Consider the following 18176-nt stretch of genomic DNA (forward strand, 5'->3'; position numbering starts at 1 on the left):
GCGCGCGCATTATTTACTGAACATCAACGCCGTCAGCATGAAGTCGAGCCACCAGATCATCAACGAAGAGATGACCACGGTGCGCGTCGTTGCGCCAGACACGTCTTCCGGTGTCGGCTGGGCTTCATACCCCTGGTACAGCGCGATATAAGTGATGGCGATACCGAACACCACACTCTTCACGAATCCATTAAAGACGTCTTTCCATACATCCACGCCGCCCTGCATCTGCGACCAGAACGCGCCCTCGTCGACACCGATCAGGCCGACGCCGATCAGGTAGCCGCCCAGGATGCCGACCGCGCTGAACATGGCCGTCAGCAGCGGCACCGAAATCACGCCGGCCCAGAAACGCGGCGCCAGCACGCGCTGGATCGGGTTCACCGCCATCATTTCCATGGCCGACAGCTGCTCGCCCGCCTTCATCAGGCCGATTTCCGCCGTCAGCGAGGTGCCGGCGCGGCCGGCAAACAGCAGGGCGGTAATGACCGGGCCCAGTTCGCGGGTCAGGCCCAGCGCCACCAGCAAGCCCAGCGACTCGGAAGCGCCGTATTTATTCAGCGTGTAGTACCCCTGCAGGCCCAGCACCATGCCGACGAACAAGCCGGACAGGATGATGATCAGCAGCGAATAGTTACCAATGACATGCAACTGCTCCACCAGCAGGCGCGGACGGCGCAGCAAGCCCGGCGACAAACCCAGCATGGTAAAGAAAGTACGGGCGGAAAAGCCGATGCTCTCCACATAATCGCGTGCGCCACCCCCCACGCTCAGCAGGAAACGGCGCATCATGCGCGTGCTCCCAGGCCCAGGTCTTCGGCCAGGGTTTTGCCCGGATAGTGGAAGGGCACAGGGCCATCCGCCTCGGCATGCACGAATTGCTTCACGTACGGGTCGGTCGACACCATCATGTCCGCCGGCGTGCCGTGGGCCACGATCTTGCCTTGCGACAGGAAATACACATAATCAGCGATCATGAACGACTCTTTCACATCGTGCGAGACGAGGATGGTGGTCGAACCCAGCGCATCATTCAGGTTGCGGATCAGGTTAGCGGCCACGCCCATCGAAATCGGGTCCAGGCCGGCAAACGGCTCGTCATACATGATCAGTTGCGGGTCGAGCGCGATGGAGCGCGCCAGCGCCACGCGGCGCGCCATGCCGCCGGAAATCTCGCCCGGCTTGAGCTTGGCGGCGTTGCGCAGGCCCACCGCGTGCAGCTTCATCAGCACCAGGTCGCGGATCAGTTCTTCCGGCAAGTCGGTATGCTCGCGCAGCGGGAAGGCCACGTTTTCATACACGGTCAGGTCGGTAAACAAGGCGCCATGCTGGAACAGCATGCCCATTTTGCGGCGCAGCAAGTACAACTCGCGCGTCTTCAGCTTGTGCACCACCTGGCCGTCCACCGTGACCGTGCCTTTCTGCTGGCGCAGTTGGCCGCCGATCAGGCGCAGCACGGTGGTCTTGCCGCTGCCGGAACCGCCCATGACCGCCACCACCTTCCCGCGCGGGAAATCCATATGGAGGCCGGACAGGATCGCCCGCTTTCCATAGCTGAAGTGTAAGTCACGGATTTCGACTAGATTTGGCACTGGTGTCGCTCTTTGTTCTTGAGGCCACATTGTAATTCAGAAACGTAAATCTCTGCTTGGAGCCCGTCGCAGCCCCCTGTGGCGATGTAAAGAGGCAAATAATACAACACTACTAACCCCAAGGTCAGCAATTTACAAATTGAAACTGCTGTTGCCTGCTGCACGGCAGCAAATTCCTGCTATTTTAATAACTTTGGCTCATTAGAAGGAAAAATGGCATGAAAATTCGTCGGACGGTCCTGGCTTGTTCCCTGGCGGCCATCTCGGCCCAGGTTTTTGCTGAGAGCGACAAGATCGAAGTCGTCACCGTGACTGCGCAAAAGCGCAAGGAAGACCCGAACAAGGTGGCGATGAGCATTTCCGCCATCAGCGGCAATGCCCTGCAGTCGCAGCAGGTGGACGACTTCACCGACCTGACGCGCGCCATCCCGAATATTTCCTTCACCGCCGCCACCGGCAATGGCGGCGCTGGGCCCGGCACCTCCAATATCGAGATCCGCGGCATCAGTTCGGCCGCCGGGCAGGCCACGGTCGGCATCTACCTGGGCGACGTTTCGCTCACGGTGGGCAACCTGTACACCATGGGCACGGTCGAACCGAAGTTCTTCGACATCGACCGGGTGGAAGTGCTGCGCGGCCCGCAAGCCACGCTGTACGGCGCCAGCTCCATGGGCGGCACCATCAAGTTCGTGCCGAACGAGCCGGATTTGAAAGAGCGCGAAATCTCGGCCTTCGCCGAAGCCGCCGCCACGCGCGGCGGCAGCGCGAGCTTCTCCACCAATGTGGTCGGCAACTTCCCGCTGGTGACGAATGAACTGGCGCTGCGCATCGGCGTGCAAGCGCAGCGCGCGGGCGGCTTCATCGACCAGGTGGATGGCGAGGGCAAGGTGCTGGCCGGCGACATCAACAAGATCGACGACCAGGAAGTGCGGGTGGCGCTGAAATGGGCGCCGACGCGCGACCTGACCATTACCCCGTCCGTGTACTACCAGCGGGTGGATGCCAAGGATATCGCCGCCTTCAGCCTGGACCGCCCGCGCTACCAGGCGCAGAAGCAGGTGCGCGAGCCCTCCATCGACAAGCTGTTGACGCCCAACGTGGCCGTCAACTGGGACCTGGGCGGCGCCGACCTGACCTCCAGCACCAGCTACTTCCAGCGCAAATTCGACCGCCAGCAGAACGGCTCGGCCTACAACAGCTACTCGCTGTCCACCTTCCTGACCTCGACCGAAGACGGCGGCAAGGCGCCGCCCGAGCTGATCGAAGCGATTGCCGGCCTGCCTTCCACGGTCTACCTGAATAACGCGGTGCGCCAGGTGTCGCAGGAGTTCCGGCTGGCCTCCAAGCCTTACGATGCGGCGCGTTCGCCCTGGACCTGGCTGGGTGGCCTGTACTTCTCGAACCAGCACACCAACCTGAATGAGAACGACCCGATCCACGGCGTGACCGAAACCTTCAAGAAATTCGGCTTCTCCATCGACGATCCCGAGCTGCTGCCGGACGCCTATCCCGGCGCCTTCCCCAACGATAACTCCTTCGCCGGCGAGTTCCACTACCGCGAAAAGCAAAGCTCGATCTTTGGTGAAGTGAATTACTACTTCTCGCCGACCCTGCATGCCACGGTCGGCGCGCGCTACCTGAAGGGCAAGTCCAACCTGGCCCAGCGCAACAGCAACTACCTGGCCGGCGCGGGCAACAACAGCAGCACCGAACTCTCCTCGCACGCCTTCACGCCGAAGTACGCGGTGACCTGGGAAGCGACGCCGGACCACACCTTCTACACCTCCGTTGCCAAAGGCTTCCGCCTGGGCGGCTCCAACGTCTTCGTGCCCCCTACCACCTGCGGCCCGGATCTGGAAGAGAACGGCCTGAGCGAAGGCCCGGCCACCTACGCGCCCGACAGCCTGTGGAGCTATGAAGTCGGCAGCAAATCGCGCTTCCTGGGCGGCCGCGTGGCCGTCAACGCCGACGTGTTCTACGTGAAGTGGAAGAACATCCAGCAAGGGGTCTACCTGCCAACCTGCGCCTACACCTATAACGCCAACGCCGGCAACGCCACCAGCAAGGGCTTCGAATTCGACATCAAAGCCAAGCCGATGGCTGGCCTGACCCTGAGCGCAGCCGGCGGCTACGTGAAGGCGGAACTGGCCAACGACGAAGGCAGCTCGAACGGGGTGCTGGGGGCGGTGAAAGGGGCGCAAGTGCAGGGCGTGCCGAAGTACAACGGCACCGTCACGGCGCAGTACAACTTCTCCACCGCCGGCGGGCGCAGCGCCTTTATCATGGGCGGCGTGCAATGGGTCGGTTCAAGCAAAGGCTCGCTCAATCCCGAGTCCACCGACTACAACCGCCCTTCGTACCACACCACCAACTTCAGCGCTGGCATCACGCTTGACCGCTTCCAGCTGACGGCCTTCATCAAGAACGCCTTCGATGAAGACAAGGTGATCCAGCACCCGCAGGTCGCCTCGATCGTGCAAGGCTACCGCCTGGCGCCGCGCAGCATTGGGGTGAGCGTGGCCGCCAAGTTCTGACTGGATGGCCCAGCCAACAAGCATCGCAGGCAAGGTTGTAGTCACGCTGTGCCTGCTGCTGTTTGGCACGGTGATGGGCGCCGTCGGCATATTCGGCGGCCTCGCACAGCTGCATGAGCAAGCCCGCAACTGGACCGCCGCACGCAGCTATGTGCCGGTCCCGGCGCAGGTCGAATCTGCCTATCTCGATTCCCAACGCGGCAGGAAGGGCGGCACGACTTACCGCGCCAAGGCGGAATTCAGCTACACATACCAGGGCCGCCGCTACGCGAGCAACCGGGTCAGCTTCAGCGACTTTTCCGACAACATCGGCGACTTCCAGCACCGCGTGCATGGCGAATTGCGCGGCGCGCTGGAGCGCGGCGAAAGCGTGACCCTGTGGGTGGACCCGCGCGCACCCGCCAGCGCGGTGTACGACAAGACGATCCGCCCCGGGATGGTGGCCATCCAGCTCGCTTTTGGCATCCTCTTCCCATCGGTTGGCCTGGGGTGCCTGTACATGGTCGTGCATATCCTGCGCGCAGGACACCGCAAGCCTGTGGCCGCCCCGCTGGTGCGGCCGCGCGGCCATGGTTACCACCTTATGTTGTGCGCCACGCTGCACCTGAACAGCGTTGGCTGGACTATCGCACAGCCGGCGCTGGAACAGCTCTTCGGCGGGCATCCAGCGCCGGTGTGGCCGCCTTTGCTCTTCCCCGCAGCGGGCGTGGCCATGATTTACTTCACCTGGCGGCGTTGGACGCAGCCGCACCTGACGGGCCAGCCAATGCTCGAGGTCACGGGCCGCAGCCCGCTGCGCGGCCGCATTCGCTTCCCTCCGCGCACCGGACTACCATCGCCTTCCGGCCAGCCCATGGTGCCCGTGTCCATCGACGCCGCACAACTACGGGAGCGCCGCATCGCGCGCAAACGGGAGTTCGATACGGTATGGCAACAGCGCGTGCTGGACCGCACGGTTGCGCGCGGCACGGACGTGCTGGAATTCGAAGTCAACGCGCCGCACCTTGGCGCGAGGCGCTGGCGTATTACACTACATGTGGATAACCGCGCAGTAGTGTTTGATTTGCCGAATACCATTTGAATTGACCCGGCAATGCCAATAAAAATCATTGATGGCTATGAAGTCGAATTCACTGGCGAAGCGCTTGAGGGCGCGGCGCAATGGGGCGCGTTTGTTTCCATCTTCGCCCCTTCCGCCAATCCGATGCACCTGATGCACATCGTCCCGAAGCGGCGCGTGTCGGCCGATCAGGTATTTTCGGACCAGCATGCCGCCGAGCTGGAAGCGGAGCGCGCGGCATCGCTCATCCTGCAGCAGCTACGCGCTTGACCATGCCCACCGCTAACGGAGGAGTGGCCGCCATCGTCTCAAGCGTGCCCTTGCTGGCCTAGTACTGAAGCGTTGGCCTGGACGAGGGCAACACGTTCATGCCCTCGACCTGCAACGCCGCGAGCAGTGCTTCGTCGTAGTGCAGCACCGCGTCTTCGAAGCAGACATCAAAAATGCACAGCTCACCGCTCGCGCGCAGCCGCTGTGCGCGGAAGTAGTGGGCGCCCTTCAAAGCCGTCGCTGCGGCCGCCCAACCAAGCGGCTGGCCCCAGCGCGTTACCTGGAAGCCGCGCGCTTCGAACCAGCGCGCCAGCTCGCACAAAAGCTCGCCCCTCTCCGGCACCAGCAAGTCGACGTCGGCGGGCAGGCGTTCCTGCTGCTGCCCCGCCAGCCAGCGGGCGAAGCTGCCATAGGCAACCACGTCGGGAAAATCCACGGCCAGCTCGCGCAGGCAATGCAGGCTGTCCTCCAGATCGACCTGCTTACGCTCATTGCGGGCGATCAGGGCGTACTCGTGGGAGCGGTTGCTGCCGATCTCCATGCTCTGCAGCGGCGCAGAAGGGCGCTCGTAGAGCAGGATGCGCTCATCGACCAGATTGAAATGCTCGGCCATCATGCGCCCCAGATCCCATGCCATCGGTACGAAATGCTCGCCAATGCGGAGGTTCTCCGCCATCACGATCAGGTGGCCGCCCTCGCGCAGCACAGGTTTCAGCGATTTCAGCACGCGATAAAACATGGCCAGGAAGCCGGCGTAATTGCTTGCGCTGTAAAGCTGGCCATCACCTTCGCGCGCGGTCTGCCAACGGCAGCCAAAGTAAGGCGCATTGGTCAGCACCAGGTCCGCCTGCGGCAATGAAGCCGCTACATCGACAAGGTCACCCGCCAACACGGTTTGCTTGCGCGCGTCGAGCCGGCGCAGGCGTTCTTCCGCAATGGCGGCACGCGCCGCTTCCAACTCGACGCCGATGCCACGGCGCCCTTCCAGCGATGCCGCCACCAGTGTCGTGCCGAATCCGTTGAAGGGGTCAATCACCAAACCGGCCGGTGGGCAGAAGTGCCGGATGAAGGGCCGCATTTGCTCCACCCAGCCGCAATCGCGCGCACCCAGCGCATCGTCAGCCGCCAGGTCGGACGGCAAGCGGTAGGCGGGAGCGCTGTCACGCAGAAGGAGCCAGCTGTTGTTATCCAATTGTAGTCTCCCCAGCAAGAAGAACGTGCCGCTCCGGGTTCCAGTCCGCGCACAGATTGCCGTTGGCGTGGAAAACCAGCTTGTAGACATCGCCCGAGCCATGCTGGCGGTGCATCTGCGAATAGTCGGAGGCTTCGAACGTCACCTGCATGTCGCGCAACCTGCCGATCAGGTTCCAGAAGTAATAGCCTTCGGTCACTTGCTCGAACACGAAACTGTCCGCGAATTCCGCAGTCGCCAGGCATTGCGCGAGCAGGCCGTCCATCGAGATGCGCGCTTTGCCGATATAGCGCGCGGTGACATTGTCCTTGTAGCTCTCATCCAGTTTCGAGAACTCGCGGAAGATCACGGAGCGCACTCCCAGCGCGTGCGCCCATTCCAGGTAGCGCAGGACTGCTTCGGCTTGCGCCACGCCGCCGTCCTGGATGATGCACACCAGCTTTACGTTCAGCCGGCCAGCCAGGCGCCGCACCATAGCGCTGAACGCTTGCTGGTACTGCACCTGGACGCCAGGCCTGAAACGCATGATGGACTGATTGGTCGCTGCGTCGAAATGGTGCCGCGACAATTCGAGCCAGTCCAGGCCGAAACCGGCCAAACGCTCCGTCAACGCTTCGCCTTGCTGCGTGACGGCGAGTCCGGCGCCGTTTGTGTACAGTACGCGGTTCAGGACGGGCGACAGCGCCGCGTGTTGCGCGAGGATGTCGAGCATGGCACCCATCCAGGCCGCGTCGTCGGTGGTCTCCAGGCCGGACAGCGAATAGGACAGCGGCAGTCCCCGTAATTGTTCAAGTGCGCGTTCGAGCGCTGCAAAGTACCCGGGCCCGGGGCGCAATGCGCTCGAAGGCCGGCCGCCGCCAGTTTCAAGCAGCGTCTCGGAGCAGAAGCGGCAGCGCGCGGAACAGGGTTGCGCCGATGCGTAGGGTGTGAAGGTGACCGGCTGCGCGATGCGGTGAACGCGTCCGCCGATGTTATGCCGGCGCCAGCGTTCATCGTCGGCCGGATCGGGCGCACGGAATGCGACCGTTGGTACGGATTTGCTTAACGCTGCCAGCACAGGCGCCGCGAACAGGCTGGCGGAAATATCGCCGGTGAGGGGCTGGATCGGGATGACGTTTCGTTCGCTCATGAACCCAGTGTAGATCACTTAGGATAGTTTTGCAACTAAGCTGAATCAGTTTTTAGCTGGCTCGATGGCGAATTAGTATAATCTTCGTACTAAGACTGTCCGATGCCCATACAGCCCATGCAACAAGTAATCTGCACTGTCGACGTTGTCCTGCTTACGTTGCAGGACGACGCACTGAAAGTCGCGCTGCTGAATCGCAGCCATGAGCCCTTCCAGGGCGTGGCGGCGCTGCCGGGCGGGTATATCCATCCGCAAAGCGATGGCGATGCGCAGGACGCTGCCTTGCGGGTGCTGCGGGAAAAGACGGGCATTACGCCGCCCTACCTGGAGCAACTTGCCACCTTCTCCGGGCCGGCGCGCGATCCGCGCGGGTGGTCGGTGTCCATCGTCTATTACGCGCTGGTGCCGGCCAATGTGGTGGCGGAGAATGTCCACCCTGGCGTTAAGCTCACCAGCGTGGACAAGCCGCTCAAGCTGCCGTTCGACCACCTGGAAATCATCCGCGCCGCCGTTGCGCGGCTGCGCAGCAAGAGCCAGTACTCGTCGCTGCCGTGCTATCTGGCGGGCGAAACCTTCACGCTGCCGCAACTGCAGCGCGTGTATGAATCCCTGATGGGCGAGGCGATCAACAAGGTGAGCTTCCGCCGCAAGATCACGGAGATGGATATGCTGGAGGCGGTGGAGGGCGTGTTCTCCAGCGGCGTCGCGCACCGTCCCGCGCAGCTCTACCGGCTCAAGCCGGAGATCCATGAGCAACTCGCGCTGCTGGCGCGGGGTATGTAGGGAAGAACCGGTGCCAGGTCTGTCATTCGGACAACTGGCACACCCGCTCAACTACTTCACAGTGATTTTGCCGCTGCCGGCATTGCTCGACACGGACGCTTTCACTGCGGCGGTATCCAGCGGGCTTACCGCGTACGGCGCTGCCCAGCCGACCTGGTTGCTGAAGCACGCGCGGACCGCGCTCCGCCACATTCAGGAAGTGGTTGCCGTGGAAGGTCACGGTCAGGTGGCCGTCGTCCGTGGTGCGGCTGTCCGATGAACCGATCAGGTTGTTCTTCTGGTGCAGCTCAAAGCGGTTGCTGGAGATCGTCACGTAGTCCGAAATCGCGGATGCAGGCGCGCCGCTGCCGCCGGTGGTGCCGCCGCCCTGTCCGGCCCTGCCGGTCGATGGTGCCGCTTGCTTGCCTACCGCACACTTCTTGTTCACGCCAGGATAGGGATCGCTGCCGAAAGTTTCGGTATTACACGCGACAGCACCAAACAAGGTCTTGATGACCCATTTGTCCTGAGATACCGTACGACACCAATCGGGTGCTGGTGCCAGCCTTGCACGTGCCGCCCTGGTCCGCGCACTTGGATTTTACGTGCGGGAAGAGCCCAATGCGCGCCAGCCAAGCCATATGACAACCGGCGAAAAGAGAATCCCAATACGCCGAAACTAAGCTTCGGCGTATTGAGAAATATCGAAGGAGATGATCCGGTGTCCGATTGACAGACCTGGCACCGGTTTTACCGAGGGAGGACGGAGCTGCCCATCAGGTATTCGTCAACCGCGCGGGCGCATTGGCGGCCTTCGCGGATGGCCCAGACCACCAGCGATTGGCCTCGGCGCATGTCGCCGGCGGCGAAAATCCCTGGCTTGCTGGTCTTGTAGCTGTTGTCGCCTTCCGTGGCGGCGCGGGCGTTGCCGCGCACATCTTTGTCGACGCCGAAGGCGTCCAGCACTTGGGCAACCGGGGAGACGAAGCCCATGGCCAGCAGTACCAGGTCGGCCTTCACTTCGAATTCGGAATTCGGCACTTCGACCATCTTGCCTTCTTTCCATTCGACGCGGCAGGCGATCAGCTTTTCCACTTTGCCGTTCTTGCCTTCGAGGCGCTTGGTGGCGACGGCCCAGTCGCGCTCGCAGCCTTCTTCGTGCGAGGAGGAGGTGCGCAGCTTGGTCGGCCAGTAGGGCCAGACCAGCGGCTTGTTCTCTTGCTCGGGCGGCATCGGCATCAGTTCGAATTGGGTGACGCTGGCGGCGCCGTGGCGGTTGGAGGTGCCGACGCAGTCGGAGCCGGTGTCGCCGCCGCCAATCACGACCACGTGCTTGCCGGTGGCTTTGATCTGGTCTTTGATCTTGTCGCCGGCGTTGACCTTGTTTTGCTGCGGCAGGAAGTCCATGGCGAAGTGGACGCCTTTCAGTTCGCGGCCTGGTACCGGCAGGTCGCGCGGGGCTTCGGCGCCGCCGGCCATCACTACGGCGTCAAAGTCTTTTTCCAGGTCTTCGGGGAAGATGGTCTCTTTGGAGCCGTTGGCCACCGTGGCCGGGAAGTCTTTGCCGATCAGGACCGAGGTGCGGAATTTCACGCCTTCGGCTTCCATCTGTTCGACACGGCGGTCGATGTGGTGCTTCTCCATCTTGAAGTCGGGGATGCCGTAGCGCAGCAAGCCGCCGATGCGGTCGGCTTTTTCGAAGACGGTGACGTCGTGGCCAGCGCGGGCCAGCTGCTGGGCAGCGGCCAGGCCGGCGGGGCCGGAGCCGACCACGGCGACTTTCTTGCCGGTCTTTTGCGCTGCGGGCTGCGGTACGACCCAGCCGTGCTCCCAGCCTTCGTCGATGATCTTGTGTTCGATCGATTTGATGCCGACCGGCAGTTCGTGGATGCCGAGGGTGCAGGCGCTTTCGCATGGTGCGGGGCAAATGCGGCCAGTGAACTCGGGGAAGTTGTTGGTCGAGTGCAGGACGTTCAGCGCTTCGCGGTAGTGGCCGCGATATACGAGATCATTCCAGTCGGGGATGATGTTGTTGACCGGGCAGCCGGAGTTGCAGAACGGGATGCCGCAGTCCATGCAGCGCGCGCCTTGCACCTTGGCCTGGTCGTTCGTCAGGTGGATGACGAATTCTTTGTAGTTCTTGAGGCGAGCCTCGGGGGCCAGGTAGCTTTCTTCCTGGCGCTGGAATTCCATGAAACCGGTGATCTTACCCATTTTTGCTGTCCTCTCTTACGCTGCGATTGCTTGAGTTTCCGCTTCGATCGCGGCGTTGTCTGCCATTTCCACCAGGGCGCGTTTGTACTCGCTCGGGAACACTTTGACGAACTTGGCGCGGCTTTCGTTCCAGTTGTCGAGCAGCAGGCGTGCGCGCGTGCTGCCGGTGTGTTTGAAGTGGCGCTCAATCAGGCGCTTGAGGATGGTTTCGTCGGCCTCCGGTTCTCCGTTGCGGTGCTGGCTGTGCCAGGTGGCTTTGTCGACTTGCTGGTCGGCGGCGGCTTTGACTTCTTCCAGGCTGACCATGGACATATTGCATTTGCTGTGGAATTCGCCGTCCGGGTCGTACACGTAGGCGATGCCGCCCGACATGCCGGCGGCGAAGTTGCGGCCGGTGGCGCCCAGTACGACGACGGTGCCGCCGGTCATGTATTCGCAGCCGTGGTCGCCCAGGCCTTCGACAATGGCGGTGGCGCCGGAGTTGCGCACGGCGAAGCGTTCGCCTGCGACGCCGTTGAAGAAGGCTTCGCCGGCGACGGCGCCGTACATGACGGTGTTGCCAACAATGATGTTGTTCACAGCCCAGCCACGGAACTCGGTGTTCGGGCGCACGATGATGCGGCCGCCCGACAGGCCTTTGCCGACGTAGTCGTTGCCTTCGCCCACCAGGTCGATGGTGATGCCGGCGGCCAGGAAGGCTGCCGCCGATTGGCCTGCGGTGCCTTGCAGCTGGATGTGGATGGTGTCGTCCGGCAGGCCGGCGTGGCCGTATTTCAGGGCGACTTCACCGGACAGCATGGTGCCGACGGTGCGGTTGACGTTCTTCACCGGCGAGATGAAGGAGACGCGTTCGCCTTTTTCCAGCGCTGGCTTGGCTTGGGCGATCAGCTTGAGGTCGAGCGCCTTGTCCAGGCCATGGTCCTGTTCTTCGCTGTGGAAGATGGACATGCCGTCGTTGGTCTTTGGCTGGTAGAACACGTTGCTGAAGTCCAGGCCTTTGGCTTTCCAGTGCGTGATGGCTTTCGATTTATCGAGCAGGTCGGCGCGGCCGATCAATTCCTGGAAGGTGCGGATGCCCAGTTGCGCCATCAGTTGGCGCGCTTCTTCGGCGACGAAGAAGAAGTAGTTCACCACGTGTTCCGGCTTGCCCTGGAACTTCTTGCGCAGTTCAGGATCTTGCGTGGCGACGCCGACCGGGCAGGTGTTCAGGTGGCACTTGCGCATCATGATGCAGCCTTCCACCACCAGCGGTGCGGTGGCGAAGCCGATCTCGTCGGCGCCCAGCAGGGCGGCGATCACGACGTCGCGGCCGGTGCGCATCTGGCCGTCGGCCTGCACGCGGACGCGGCTACGCAGGCCGTTCAGCACCAGGGTTTGCTGGGTTTCGGACAGGCCCAGTTCCCATGGGGTGCCGGCGTGCTTGACGGAGGACAGCGGCGAGGCGCCGGTGCCGCCGTCGTGGCCGGCCACCACGATGTGGTCGGCCTTGGCTTTGCTGACGCCTGCGGCGACCGTGCCGATGCCGACTTCCGACACCAGCTTGACCGAGATCGAGGCGCGCGGGTTGGCGTTTTTCAGGTCGTGGATCAGCTGCGCCAGGTCTTCAATCGAGTAAATGTCATGGTGCGGCGGCGGCGAAATCAGGCCGACGCCTGGCACCGAGAAGCGCAGCTGTGCGATGTATTCGGAGACTTTATGGCCTGGCAGCTGGCCGCCTTCGCCCGGCTTGGCACCCTGCGCCATCTTGATCTGAATCTGGTCGGCGGAATTCAGGTACTCCGCGGTCACGCCGAAACGGCCGGAGGCGACCTGCTTGATGCGCGAGCGCAGGGAGTCGCCTTCCTGCAGCGGGATGTCGACTTCGATCTTGTCCTTGCCCAGCACGGAAGCGAAGGTGGCGCCGACCTTGATCGGGATGCCTTTCAGCTCGTTGGTGTAGCGCGCCGGGTCTTCGCCGCCTTCGCCGGTATTGGATTTGCCGCCGATGCGGTTCATCGCTACCGCCAGGGTGGCGTGGGCTTCGGTCGAAATCGAGCCGAGCGACATGGCGCCGGTGGCGAAGCGCTTGACGATCTCTTTGGCCGGTTCCACTTCGTCCAGCGGGATCGCTTTCGATGGATCGATCTTGAATTCGAACAGGCCGCGCAGGGTCAGGTGGCGCTTGCTCTGGTCGTTGATAAGCTGGGCGTACTCTTTGTAGGTCGAGAAGTTGTTGGAGCGGGTCGAGTGCTGCAGCTTGGCGATGGCGTCCGGCGTCCACAGGTGGTCTTCGCCACGCACGCGGTAGGCGTATTCGCCGCCGGCGTCCAGCTGGTCGGCCAGCACGGGATCGTCGCTGAAGGCCAGCTTGTGCAGGCGCAGGCCTTCCTCGGCCACTTCGAACAGGCCGATGCCCTCCACGTTGGACTGGGTGCCGCGGAAGTATTTGTCCACCAGCTGGCGGTTCAGGCCCACGGCTTCAAAGATCTGCGCACCGCAATAGGACATGTAGGTGGAAATGCCCATCTTGGACATGACCTTCATCAGGCCTTTGCCGACTGCCTTGGTGTAGTTGTAGATTGCCTTTTCCGGCGTCAGGTCGCCCGGCAGGGAGTGCGCCAGTTCGGCCAGGGTTTCCATCGCCAGGTACGGGTGGACGGCTTCGGCGCCGTAGCCGGCCAGCAGGGCAAAGTGGTGGGTTTCGCGGGCGGAGCCGGTTTCCACCACCAGGCCGGTGGAGGCGCGCAGGCCTTTGCTCACCAGGTGCAAGTGGATGGTGGAGGTGGCCAGCAGGGCCGGGATGGCCACGCGGTCGGGACCGACCGAGCGGTCGGACACGATCAGGATGTTGTGGCCGGATTTCACGGCGTCCACGGCTTCCGCGCACAGCGATGCCAGCGAAGCTTCCACGCCTTCCTTGCCCCAGGCCAGCGGGTAGCAGATGCTCAGCTCATAGGATTTGAACTTGCCGCCGGTGTGCTGGCTGATGCTGCGCAGGCGCGCCATGTCGTCGAAACTCAACACCGGCTGCGCCACCTCAAGACGCATTGGCGGATTGACGTTGTTGGTGTCCAGCAGGTTCGGCTTCGGGCCGATGAAGGACACCAGCGACATGACCATCGCTTCGCGGATCGGGTCGATCGGCGGGTTGGTGACCTGGGCGAACAGCTGCTTGAAGTAGTTATACAGCGGCTTGAGCTTGTTGGAGGTGACGGCCAGCGGCGAGTCGTTGCCCATGGAGCCGACGGCTTCTTCGCCGGCGGTCGCCATCGGCGCCAGGATGAAGCGCATGTCTTCCTGGGTATAGCCGAACACTTGCTGGCGGTCGAGCAGGGAGGCGGCCTGCTTCTCGCCGGCGGCCGGGCCGTACTTGGCCACGTTGGCGGCGATCTGGCTCTCGCTCATTTTCAGCTCGCCCAGCTTGATGCGCACGGCGTTGATCCAGGCTTTGTACGGCTTGGCGTTGGCGTAGGTGTCCTTCAGTTCCTTGTCGTCGATGATGCGGCCGGCTTCCAGGTCGATCAGGAACATTTTGCCCGGCTGCAGGCGCCATTTCTGGATGATCTTCGATTCAGGAATCGGCAGCACGCCGGATTCGGAGGCCATCACCACCAGATCGTCGTCGGTGACGATGTAACGCGCCGGGCGCAGGCCATTGCGGTCCAGGGTGCCGCCGATGTAGCGGCCGTCGGTGAAGGCCATGGCGGCCGGGCCGTCCCATGGTTCCATCATCGAGGCGTAGTATTCGTAGAAGGCTTTGCGGTTGTCGTCCATCAGCGTATGGTTTTCCCACGCTTCCGGAATCATCATCATCATCGCTTGCGCCAGCGGGTAGCCCGCCATCAGCAGCAGTTCCAGCGCGTTGTCGAAGCAGGCGGTGTCGGACTGGCCTTCGTAAATCAGCGGGAACAGCTTCTGCAGGTCGTCGCCCAGCACGGCGGACTTCATCACGCCTTCGCGCGCGCGCATCCAGTTGAAGTTGCCCTTCACGGTGTTGATCTCGCCGTTGTGCGCGATCAGGCGGTAGGGGTGGGCCAGCGGCCATTCAGGGAAGGTGTTGGTGGAGAAGCGCTGGTGCACCAGCGCCAGCGCCGAGATGCAGCGCGGGTCTTGCAAGTCTTTGTAGTACACGCCCACCTGGTCGGCCAGCAGCAGGCCTTTGTACACCACGGTACGGGCCGACATGGAGGGCACGAAGAATTCTTTGCCGTGGATCAGTTTCAGGGCCTGGATCGCGTGGCCGGACGATTTGCGGATCACGTACAGCTTGCGTTCCAGCGCGTCGGTCACCATCACGTCCTGGCCGCGGCCGATGAAGATCTGGCGGATGACCGGTTCTTTTTCGCGCACGCGCGGCGACATCGGCATTTCCGAATCGATCGGCACATTGCGCCAGCCCAGCACGACCTGGCCTTCGATGCGCACGGCGCGTTCGATTTCCTGTTCGCAGGCGATGCGGGAGGCGTTTTCCTTCGGCAGGAAGACCATGCCGACGCCGTATTCGCCGGGCGGCGGCAGTTCCACGCCTTGCTTGGCCATTTCGTCGCGGTAGAACTGGTCGGGGATCTGGATCAGGATGCCGGCGCCGTCGCCCATCAGTTTGTCCGCACCGACCGCGCCCCTGTGGTCGAGGTTTTTCAGGATCAGGAGACCCTGTTCGACGATCGAGTGGCTCTTGTTGCCTTTGATGTGGGCGACAAAACCGACGCCACAGGCATCGTGTTCGTTGGCTGGGTTGTACAAACCTTGCGCTTGCATGCGTTTCTCCGCTGAATTTTTGGTCACGAGAATCCAGAGTAGTGCAATGCACAAAAACGCGCAACAAAAACAATTAGGGTCGGAGTCGAATTAATTCAGCGACAGTCGCTTGAAAATTTAATTGGGGACAGAGTCGTCGGTTTTCCGGGGGCGGCCACGTTTTGCCGGCAGAACCTGCCGTTTCATGCGCCGCTCCAGCTCGGCTTTCCACTTATCGCTGCCTAATGGCCAGCCTTTCAGGGCTGCCGCCTCGATGGCGCGCTGGTCCATGCCCGCCAGCCCTTGTGCCGCCAGCTCTATATAGGCCGCCTCGCGCTGGAATGGCGTATTCCCTAGCGCCCAGTAAATCGGATGGTCATTCACCGCCCCATCCTGGCGGATGCCGGCATGGTGCGGATAACTCGACCACTGATATTGCTCCAGCCCGTCGGCCAGGCGCGCCCGCACGGCGGCGAATTCGATGTATTTTGAGCAAGGAATAAAGTAGCGCTCGGCTTCGATCACCGAGGTTTTATAGCGCCCCTGCCATAAAGTTCCGGCCCGGCCATACTTTTGATTGAAATAAGGGACATAGTGCCGCCCGATCCATTGCATCATGCCGCCCAGCCCTTCTTCATCGCTGGGGGAGGCTAACAGGTGCAATTCACCCGGCAAAAGCGTGTAGGCATGCACCGCGACCTTGTAAAGACGGGCGGCGGCGCGCATCCAGGCGATAAAACTGCTGAAATCTTCAGCATCCAGGAACACTTCCTGGCCATTCAGGCCGCGCTGGACAATGTAATGGGGTTGGTTGGGGACAACGAGACGGGGCAAACGAGCCATGAATGCAAAAAGGGTAGGATCGGGAAACCCCGATTCTACCCAGTTCGCACGACTCTGTCCCTAATTAGGAGATATTGAAGCTGGCGGACAGGCTATAGCCCTCGCCGTAGGCCGAACGCAGGGGAAGATCCTGGCCCAGGCCGCTGCGCGCCTTTTTGCGTAAACGATACACCAGCATGTCCACCCGGCGCCCCGCATCCGGATCATCGCCGCCAATACCGGCCACAATCACTTGGCGCGGCACCGGACGGGTATTGATCGTCAGCAGGTGCAGGAAATTGCATTCCTTCTCAGTCAGTGTAATCGCCTGGCCCTGCAGCTCCAGCTGGCGCGCGGACACTTTCAGGGTCCACTTGCTCGGCACGGGAATCGCTTCCTGCGGGCCGACACGGCGGTCCAGCGCCTCGATATGGGCGGCCAGCTCCGGGAATTTGATCGGCTTGGTCAGGTAATGGTCCGCGCCCAGGCGCAGGCCCATGATGCGCGAATCAAATGCGACCCGTCCGGTCAGGACCAGCAGGCCGATCTGAGGGTAGAGCTGGCGCATGCGTGGGATGACATTAAAGCCATCTTCATCCGGCAGGCCCAGGTCGAGAACGACCACGCCGACAGTGCCCTGGCTCAGGGCGGACCACATTTCCTGCGCGTTATTTGTTGTGTGTACGACATGGCCGAGCTCAGCCAGGAAGTCCGCCATCTCTTCGGCGTACTCCAGGTTGTCTTCCACGATCAGTATTTGCGTCATTGATGCGCCATTTTTCTATTCAATCGCAGCCGGGGTTTGGGGCTTGCGTCAAAGAATTATCACGGTTGGTCACTGGCTGCGCAACCCTTAAGCAGCGACGGGAAGCCAAATCCGAAATTTCTTGCCGCTTTCAGGCAAATTTTCCACAGACAGCGAGCCGCCGTGGACCTCGATAACATTTTTGGCCATATACAGGCCCAGGCCGGAGCCGGCATGCCCTGCGGCCGCCTTGCCTCGGTAACCCTTGTCGAAGAGTTTGCCTAGCTCATCATCCGGAACAGGTGCGCCGCGATCGATGACGAGGAGTTCCACCCCGCCTTCGCTGGCTTTCCTACCGTGCAATTCTATCGCAACGTTGTCATTTGTGTACTTGAGGGCATTATCTAAAAGTATATCGAGGCACAAACGCAACCCTTGCGGGTCGCAACGCATCCACTGCGGCAAGCCGTCGGCGCGCACGGTAATGTCGGCGCGGCGCTGGCGCGCCTGCTCGGCCGCCGTTTCCAGCAAGGCTTCGGGCGAGACTTCGTCGGCCTGGCGTTTGCGGCCGATGCTGGCCAAGCGCTCCGGGCTCAGGTATTCGTTGATCAGCTCCAGCAAGCGGTCGACCGAGGTCTGGATCTTGCGATAGCGCTTCTTGGTATTTTCGTCGGCGTTCTGCGACGTCATTTCCAGGCGCTGGATGGCACCGTCGATCGTCGACAGCGGCGTGCGGAACTCGTGCGAGACCATGGAGGCGAACTTCTTTTGCTGCCGTTCGCGTTCGACCCGCTCGCGGATATCGCGCACCGTGCCGACCAGGCGCAGCACGCCGCTGTCCACGTCCGGCACCAGGGTCGATTCGATTTCGACCGGGATCAACACGCCATCCTTGCCCGGCATTTCGGTGTCGCGCACGGTGTGGCGGCGCGTGGTGTCGCCGGAGGTGTAGGCCTCCAGCCGCTGCGGCAGTTCAGCCATCAGGTGTTGCGCCACCTGCTGCGCGCGCTCGGGCACGTAGCCGAACAGCTTTTCAGCGGCGGGGCTGACGTACAGCAGCTGGCCACTATCGCAGTCCAGCATCCAGTGTACGTCGCTGCTGTGGTCGAGGATCTGGCGATAGTGTTCAGCACTCAGCAT

The 18176-nt window shown here is 62.3% G+C and carries 14 protein-coding genes; 4 read left to right on the forward strand and 10 right to left on the reverse strand.

Annotation, left to right across the window (positions count from 1 at the left end):
- Window positions 1–9: 9 nt before the first annotated feature.
- Both mlaE and GTP41_RS02820 read right to left on the reverse strand, forming a co-directional pair.
- Complete coding sequence (gene mlaE, locus GTP41_RS02815; RefSeq protein WP_161024049.1) at window positions 10–792, reverse strand: lipid asymmetry maintenance ABC transporter permease subunit MlaE; 783 nt, start codon at window positions 790–792, stop codon at window positions 10–12.
- Window positions 789–1592 (reverse strand): ABC transporter ATP-binding protein, encoded by an 804-nt coding sequence (locus GTP41_RS02820; RefSeq protein ID WP_161024050.1) that lies wholly within the window; start codon window positions 1590–1592, stop codon window positions 789–791. Before GTP41_RS02820 ends, mlaE begins: the two co-directional genes overlap by 4 nt.
- A 218-nt stretch (window positions 1593–1810) precedes the next feature.
- Here GTP41_RS02820 and GTP41_RS02825 point away from each other — a divergent pair, with 218 nt between their 5' ends.
- Genes GTP41_RS02825 through GTP41_RS02835 form a run of 3 tightly spaced genes read left to right on the forward strand, consistent with a single transcriptional unit; the run spans window position 1811 to window position 5456 of the window.
- A complete protein-coding gene (locus tag GTP41_RS02825) occupies window positions 1811–4126 on the forward strand; it encodes a TonB-dependent receptor (RefSeq protein WP_161024051.1) in 2316 nt (771 codons plus the stop codon).
- Between the two features lie 4 nt (window positions 4127–4130).
- Entirely contained in the window at window positions 4131–5207 is a 1077-nt protein-coding gene (locus GTP41_RS02830; RefSeq protein WP_161024052.1) for a DUF3592 domain-containing protein, read from the forward strand.
- A gap of 12 nt (window positions 5208–5219) precedes the next feature.
- Window positions 5220–5456 carry a hypothetical protein gene (locus GTP41_RS02835; protein ID WP_161024053.1) on the forward strand — a complete coding sequence of 79 codons (237 nt, stop codon included), beginning with the start codon at window positions 5220–5222 and terminating at the stop codon, window positions 5454–5456.
- Between the two features lie 58 nt (window positions 5457–5514).
- Here the strand turns inward: GTP41_RS02835 and GTP41_RS02840 are convergent, their stop codons facing one another.
- Together GTP41_RS02840 and GTP41_RS02845 are read right to left on the reverse strand one after the other, a co-directional pair.
- Entirely contained in the window at window positions 5515–6648 is a 1134-nt protein-coding gene (locus tag GTP41_RS02840) for a DNA methyltransferase (RefSeq protein ID WP_161024054.1), read from the reverse strand.
- Window positions 6641–7777 carry a radical SAM family protein gene (locus tag GTP41_RS02845; RefSeq protein WP_202419590.1) on the reverse strand — a complete coding sequence of 379 codons (1137 nt, stop codon included), beginning with the start codon at window positions 7775–7777 and terminating at the stop codon, window positions 6641–6643. The genes GTP41_RS02840 and GTP41_RS02845 overlap by 8 nt, the downstream gene beginning before the upstream one ends.
- 117 nt (window positions 7778–7894) lie before the next feature.
- On the opposite strand from GTP41_RS02845, the gene GTP41_RS02850 reads away from it, so the two are divergent.
- A complete protein-coding gene (locus tag GTP41_RS02850; protein ID WP_161024055.1) occupies window positions 7895–8560 on the forward strand; it encodes an NUDIX hydrolase in 666 nt (221 codons plus the stop codon).
- A gap of 22 nt (window positions 8561–8582) precedes the next feature.
- Here the strand turns inward: GTP41_RS02850 and GTP41_RS02855 are convergent, their stop codons facing one another.
- From GTP41_RS02855 to GTP41_RS02880, 6 genes are all read right to left on the reverse strand, one after another.
- Window positions 8583–8987: a pectate lyase family protein gene (locus tag GTP41_RS02855; protein WP_202419591.1), complete on the reverse strand. Its 405-nt coding sequence runs from the start codon at window positions 8985–8987 to the stop codon at window positions 8583–8585.
- 302 nt (window positions 8988–9289) lie between these two features.
- Window positions 9290–10753 (reverse strand): glutamate synthase subunit beta, encoded by a 1464-nt coding sequence (locus GTP41_RS02860; RefSeq protein WP_161024056.1) that lies wholly within the window; start codon window positions 10751–10753, stop codon window positions 9290–9292.
- A 15-nt stretch (window positions 10754–10768) separates the two neighbouring features.
- The gene (locus GTP41_RS02865) at window positions 10769–15490 is read right to left on the reverse strand and encodes a glutamate synthase-related protein (RefSeq protein ID WP_161024057.1); all 4722 of its coding nucleotides are present in this window, start codon (window positions 15488–15490) and stop codon (window positions 10769–10771) included.
- A gap of 117 nt (window positions 15491–15607) precedes the next feature.
- Entirely contained in the window at window positions 15608–16312 is a 705-nt protein-coding gene (locus GTP41_RS02870; protein WP_161024058.1) for a transposase, read from the reverse strand.
- A gap of 64 nt (window positions 16313–16376) precedes the next feature.
- On the reverse strand, window positions 16377–17057 hold the full coding sequence (locus GTP41_RS02875) for a response regulator transcription factor (protein ID WP_161024059.1): 681 nt from the start codon (window positions 17055–17057) through the stop codon (window positions 16377–16379).
- An 87-nt stretch (window positions 17058–17144) separates the two neighbouring features.
- A complete protein-coding gene (locus GTP41_RS02880) occupies window positions 17145–18176 on the reverse strand; it encodes a PAS domain-containing sensor histidine kinase (RefSeq protein WP_161024060.1) in 1032 nt (343 codons plus the stop codon).

Source organism: Pseudoduganella guangdongensis (assembly GCF_009857475.1).
GTDB lineage: Bacteria > Pseudomonadota > Gammaproteobacteria > Burkholderiales > Burkholderiaceae_D > Rugamonas > Rugamonas guangdongensis.

Bases quoted from the DNA above. Each gene is read 5' to 3' on its own strand.
- mlaE (WP_161024049.1), bottom strand. From the start codon at position 792: ATGATGCGCCGTTTCCTGCTGAGCGTGGGGGGTGGCGCACGCGATTAT.
- GTP41_RS02825 (WP_161024051.1), top strand. From the start codon at position 1,811: ATGAAAATTCGTCGGACGGTCCTGGCTTGTTCCCTGGCGGCCATCTCG.
- GTP41_RS02830 (WP_161024052.1), top strand. From the start codon at position 4,131: ATGGCCCAGCCAACAAGCATCGCAGGCAAGGTTGTAGTCACGCTGTGC.
- GTP41_RS02835 (WP_161024053.1), top strand. From the start codon at position 5,220: ATGCCAATAAAAATCATTGATGGCTATGAAGTCGAATTCACTGGCGAA.
- GTP41_RS02845 (WP_202419590.1), bottom strand. From the start codon at position 7,777: ATGAGCGAACGAAACGTCATCCCGATCCAGCCCCTCACCGGCGATATT.
- GTP41_RS02850 (WP_161024055.1), top strand. From the start codon at position 7,895: ATGCAACAAGTAATCTGCACTGTCGACGTTGTCCTGCTTACGTTGCAG.
- GTP41_RS02860 (WP_161024056.1), bottom strand. From the start codon at position 10,753: ATGGGTAAGATCACCGGTTTCATGGAATTCCAGCGCCAGGAAGAAAGC.
- GTP41_RS02865 (WP_161024057.1), bottom strand. From the start codon at position 15,490: ATGCAAGCGCAAGGTTTGTACAACCCAGCCAACGAACACGATGCCTGT.
- GTP41_RS02870 (WP_161024058.1), bottom strand. From the start codon at position 16,312: ATGGCTCGTTTGCCCCGTCTCGTTGTCCCCAACCAACCCCATTACATT.
- GTP41_RS02875 (WP_161024059.1), bottom strand. From the start codon at position 17,057: ATGACGCAAATACTGATCGTGGAAGACAACCTGGAGTACGCCGAAGAG.
- GTP41_RS02880 (WP_161024060.1), bottom strand. From the start codon at position 18,176: ATGCTGAGTGCTGAACACTATCGCCAGATCCTCGACCACAGCAGCGAC.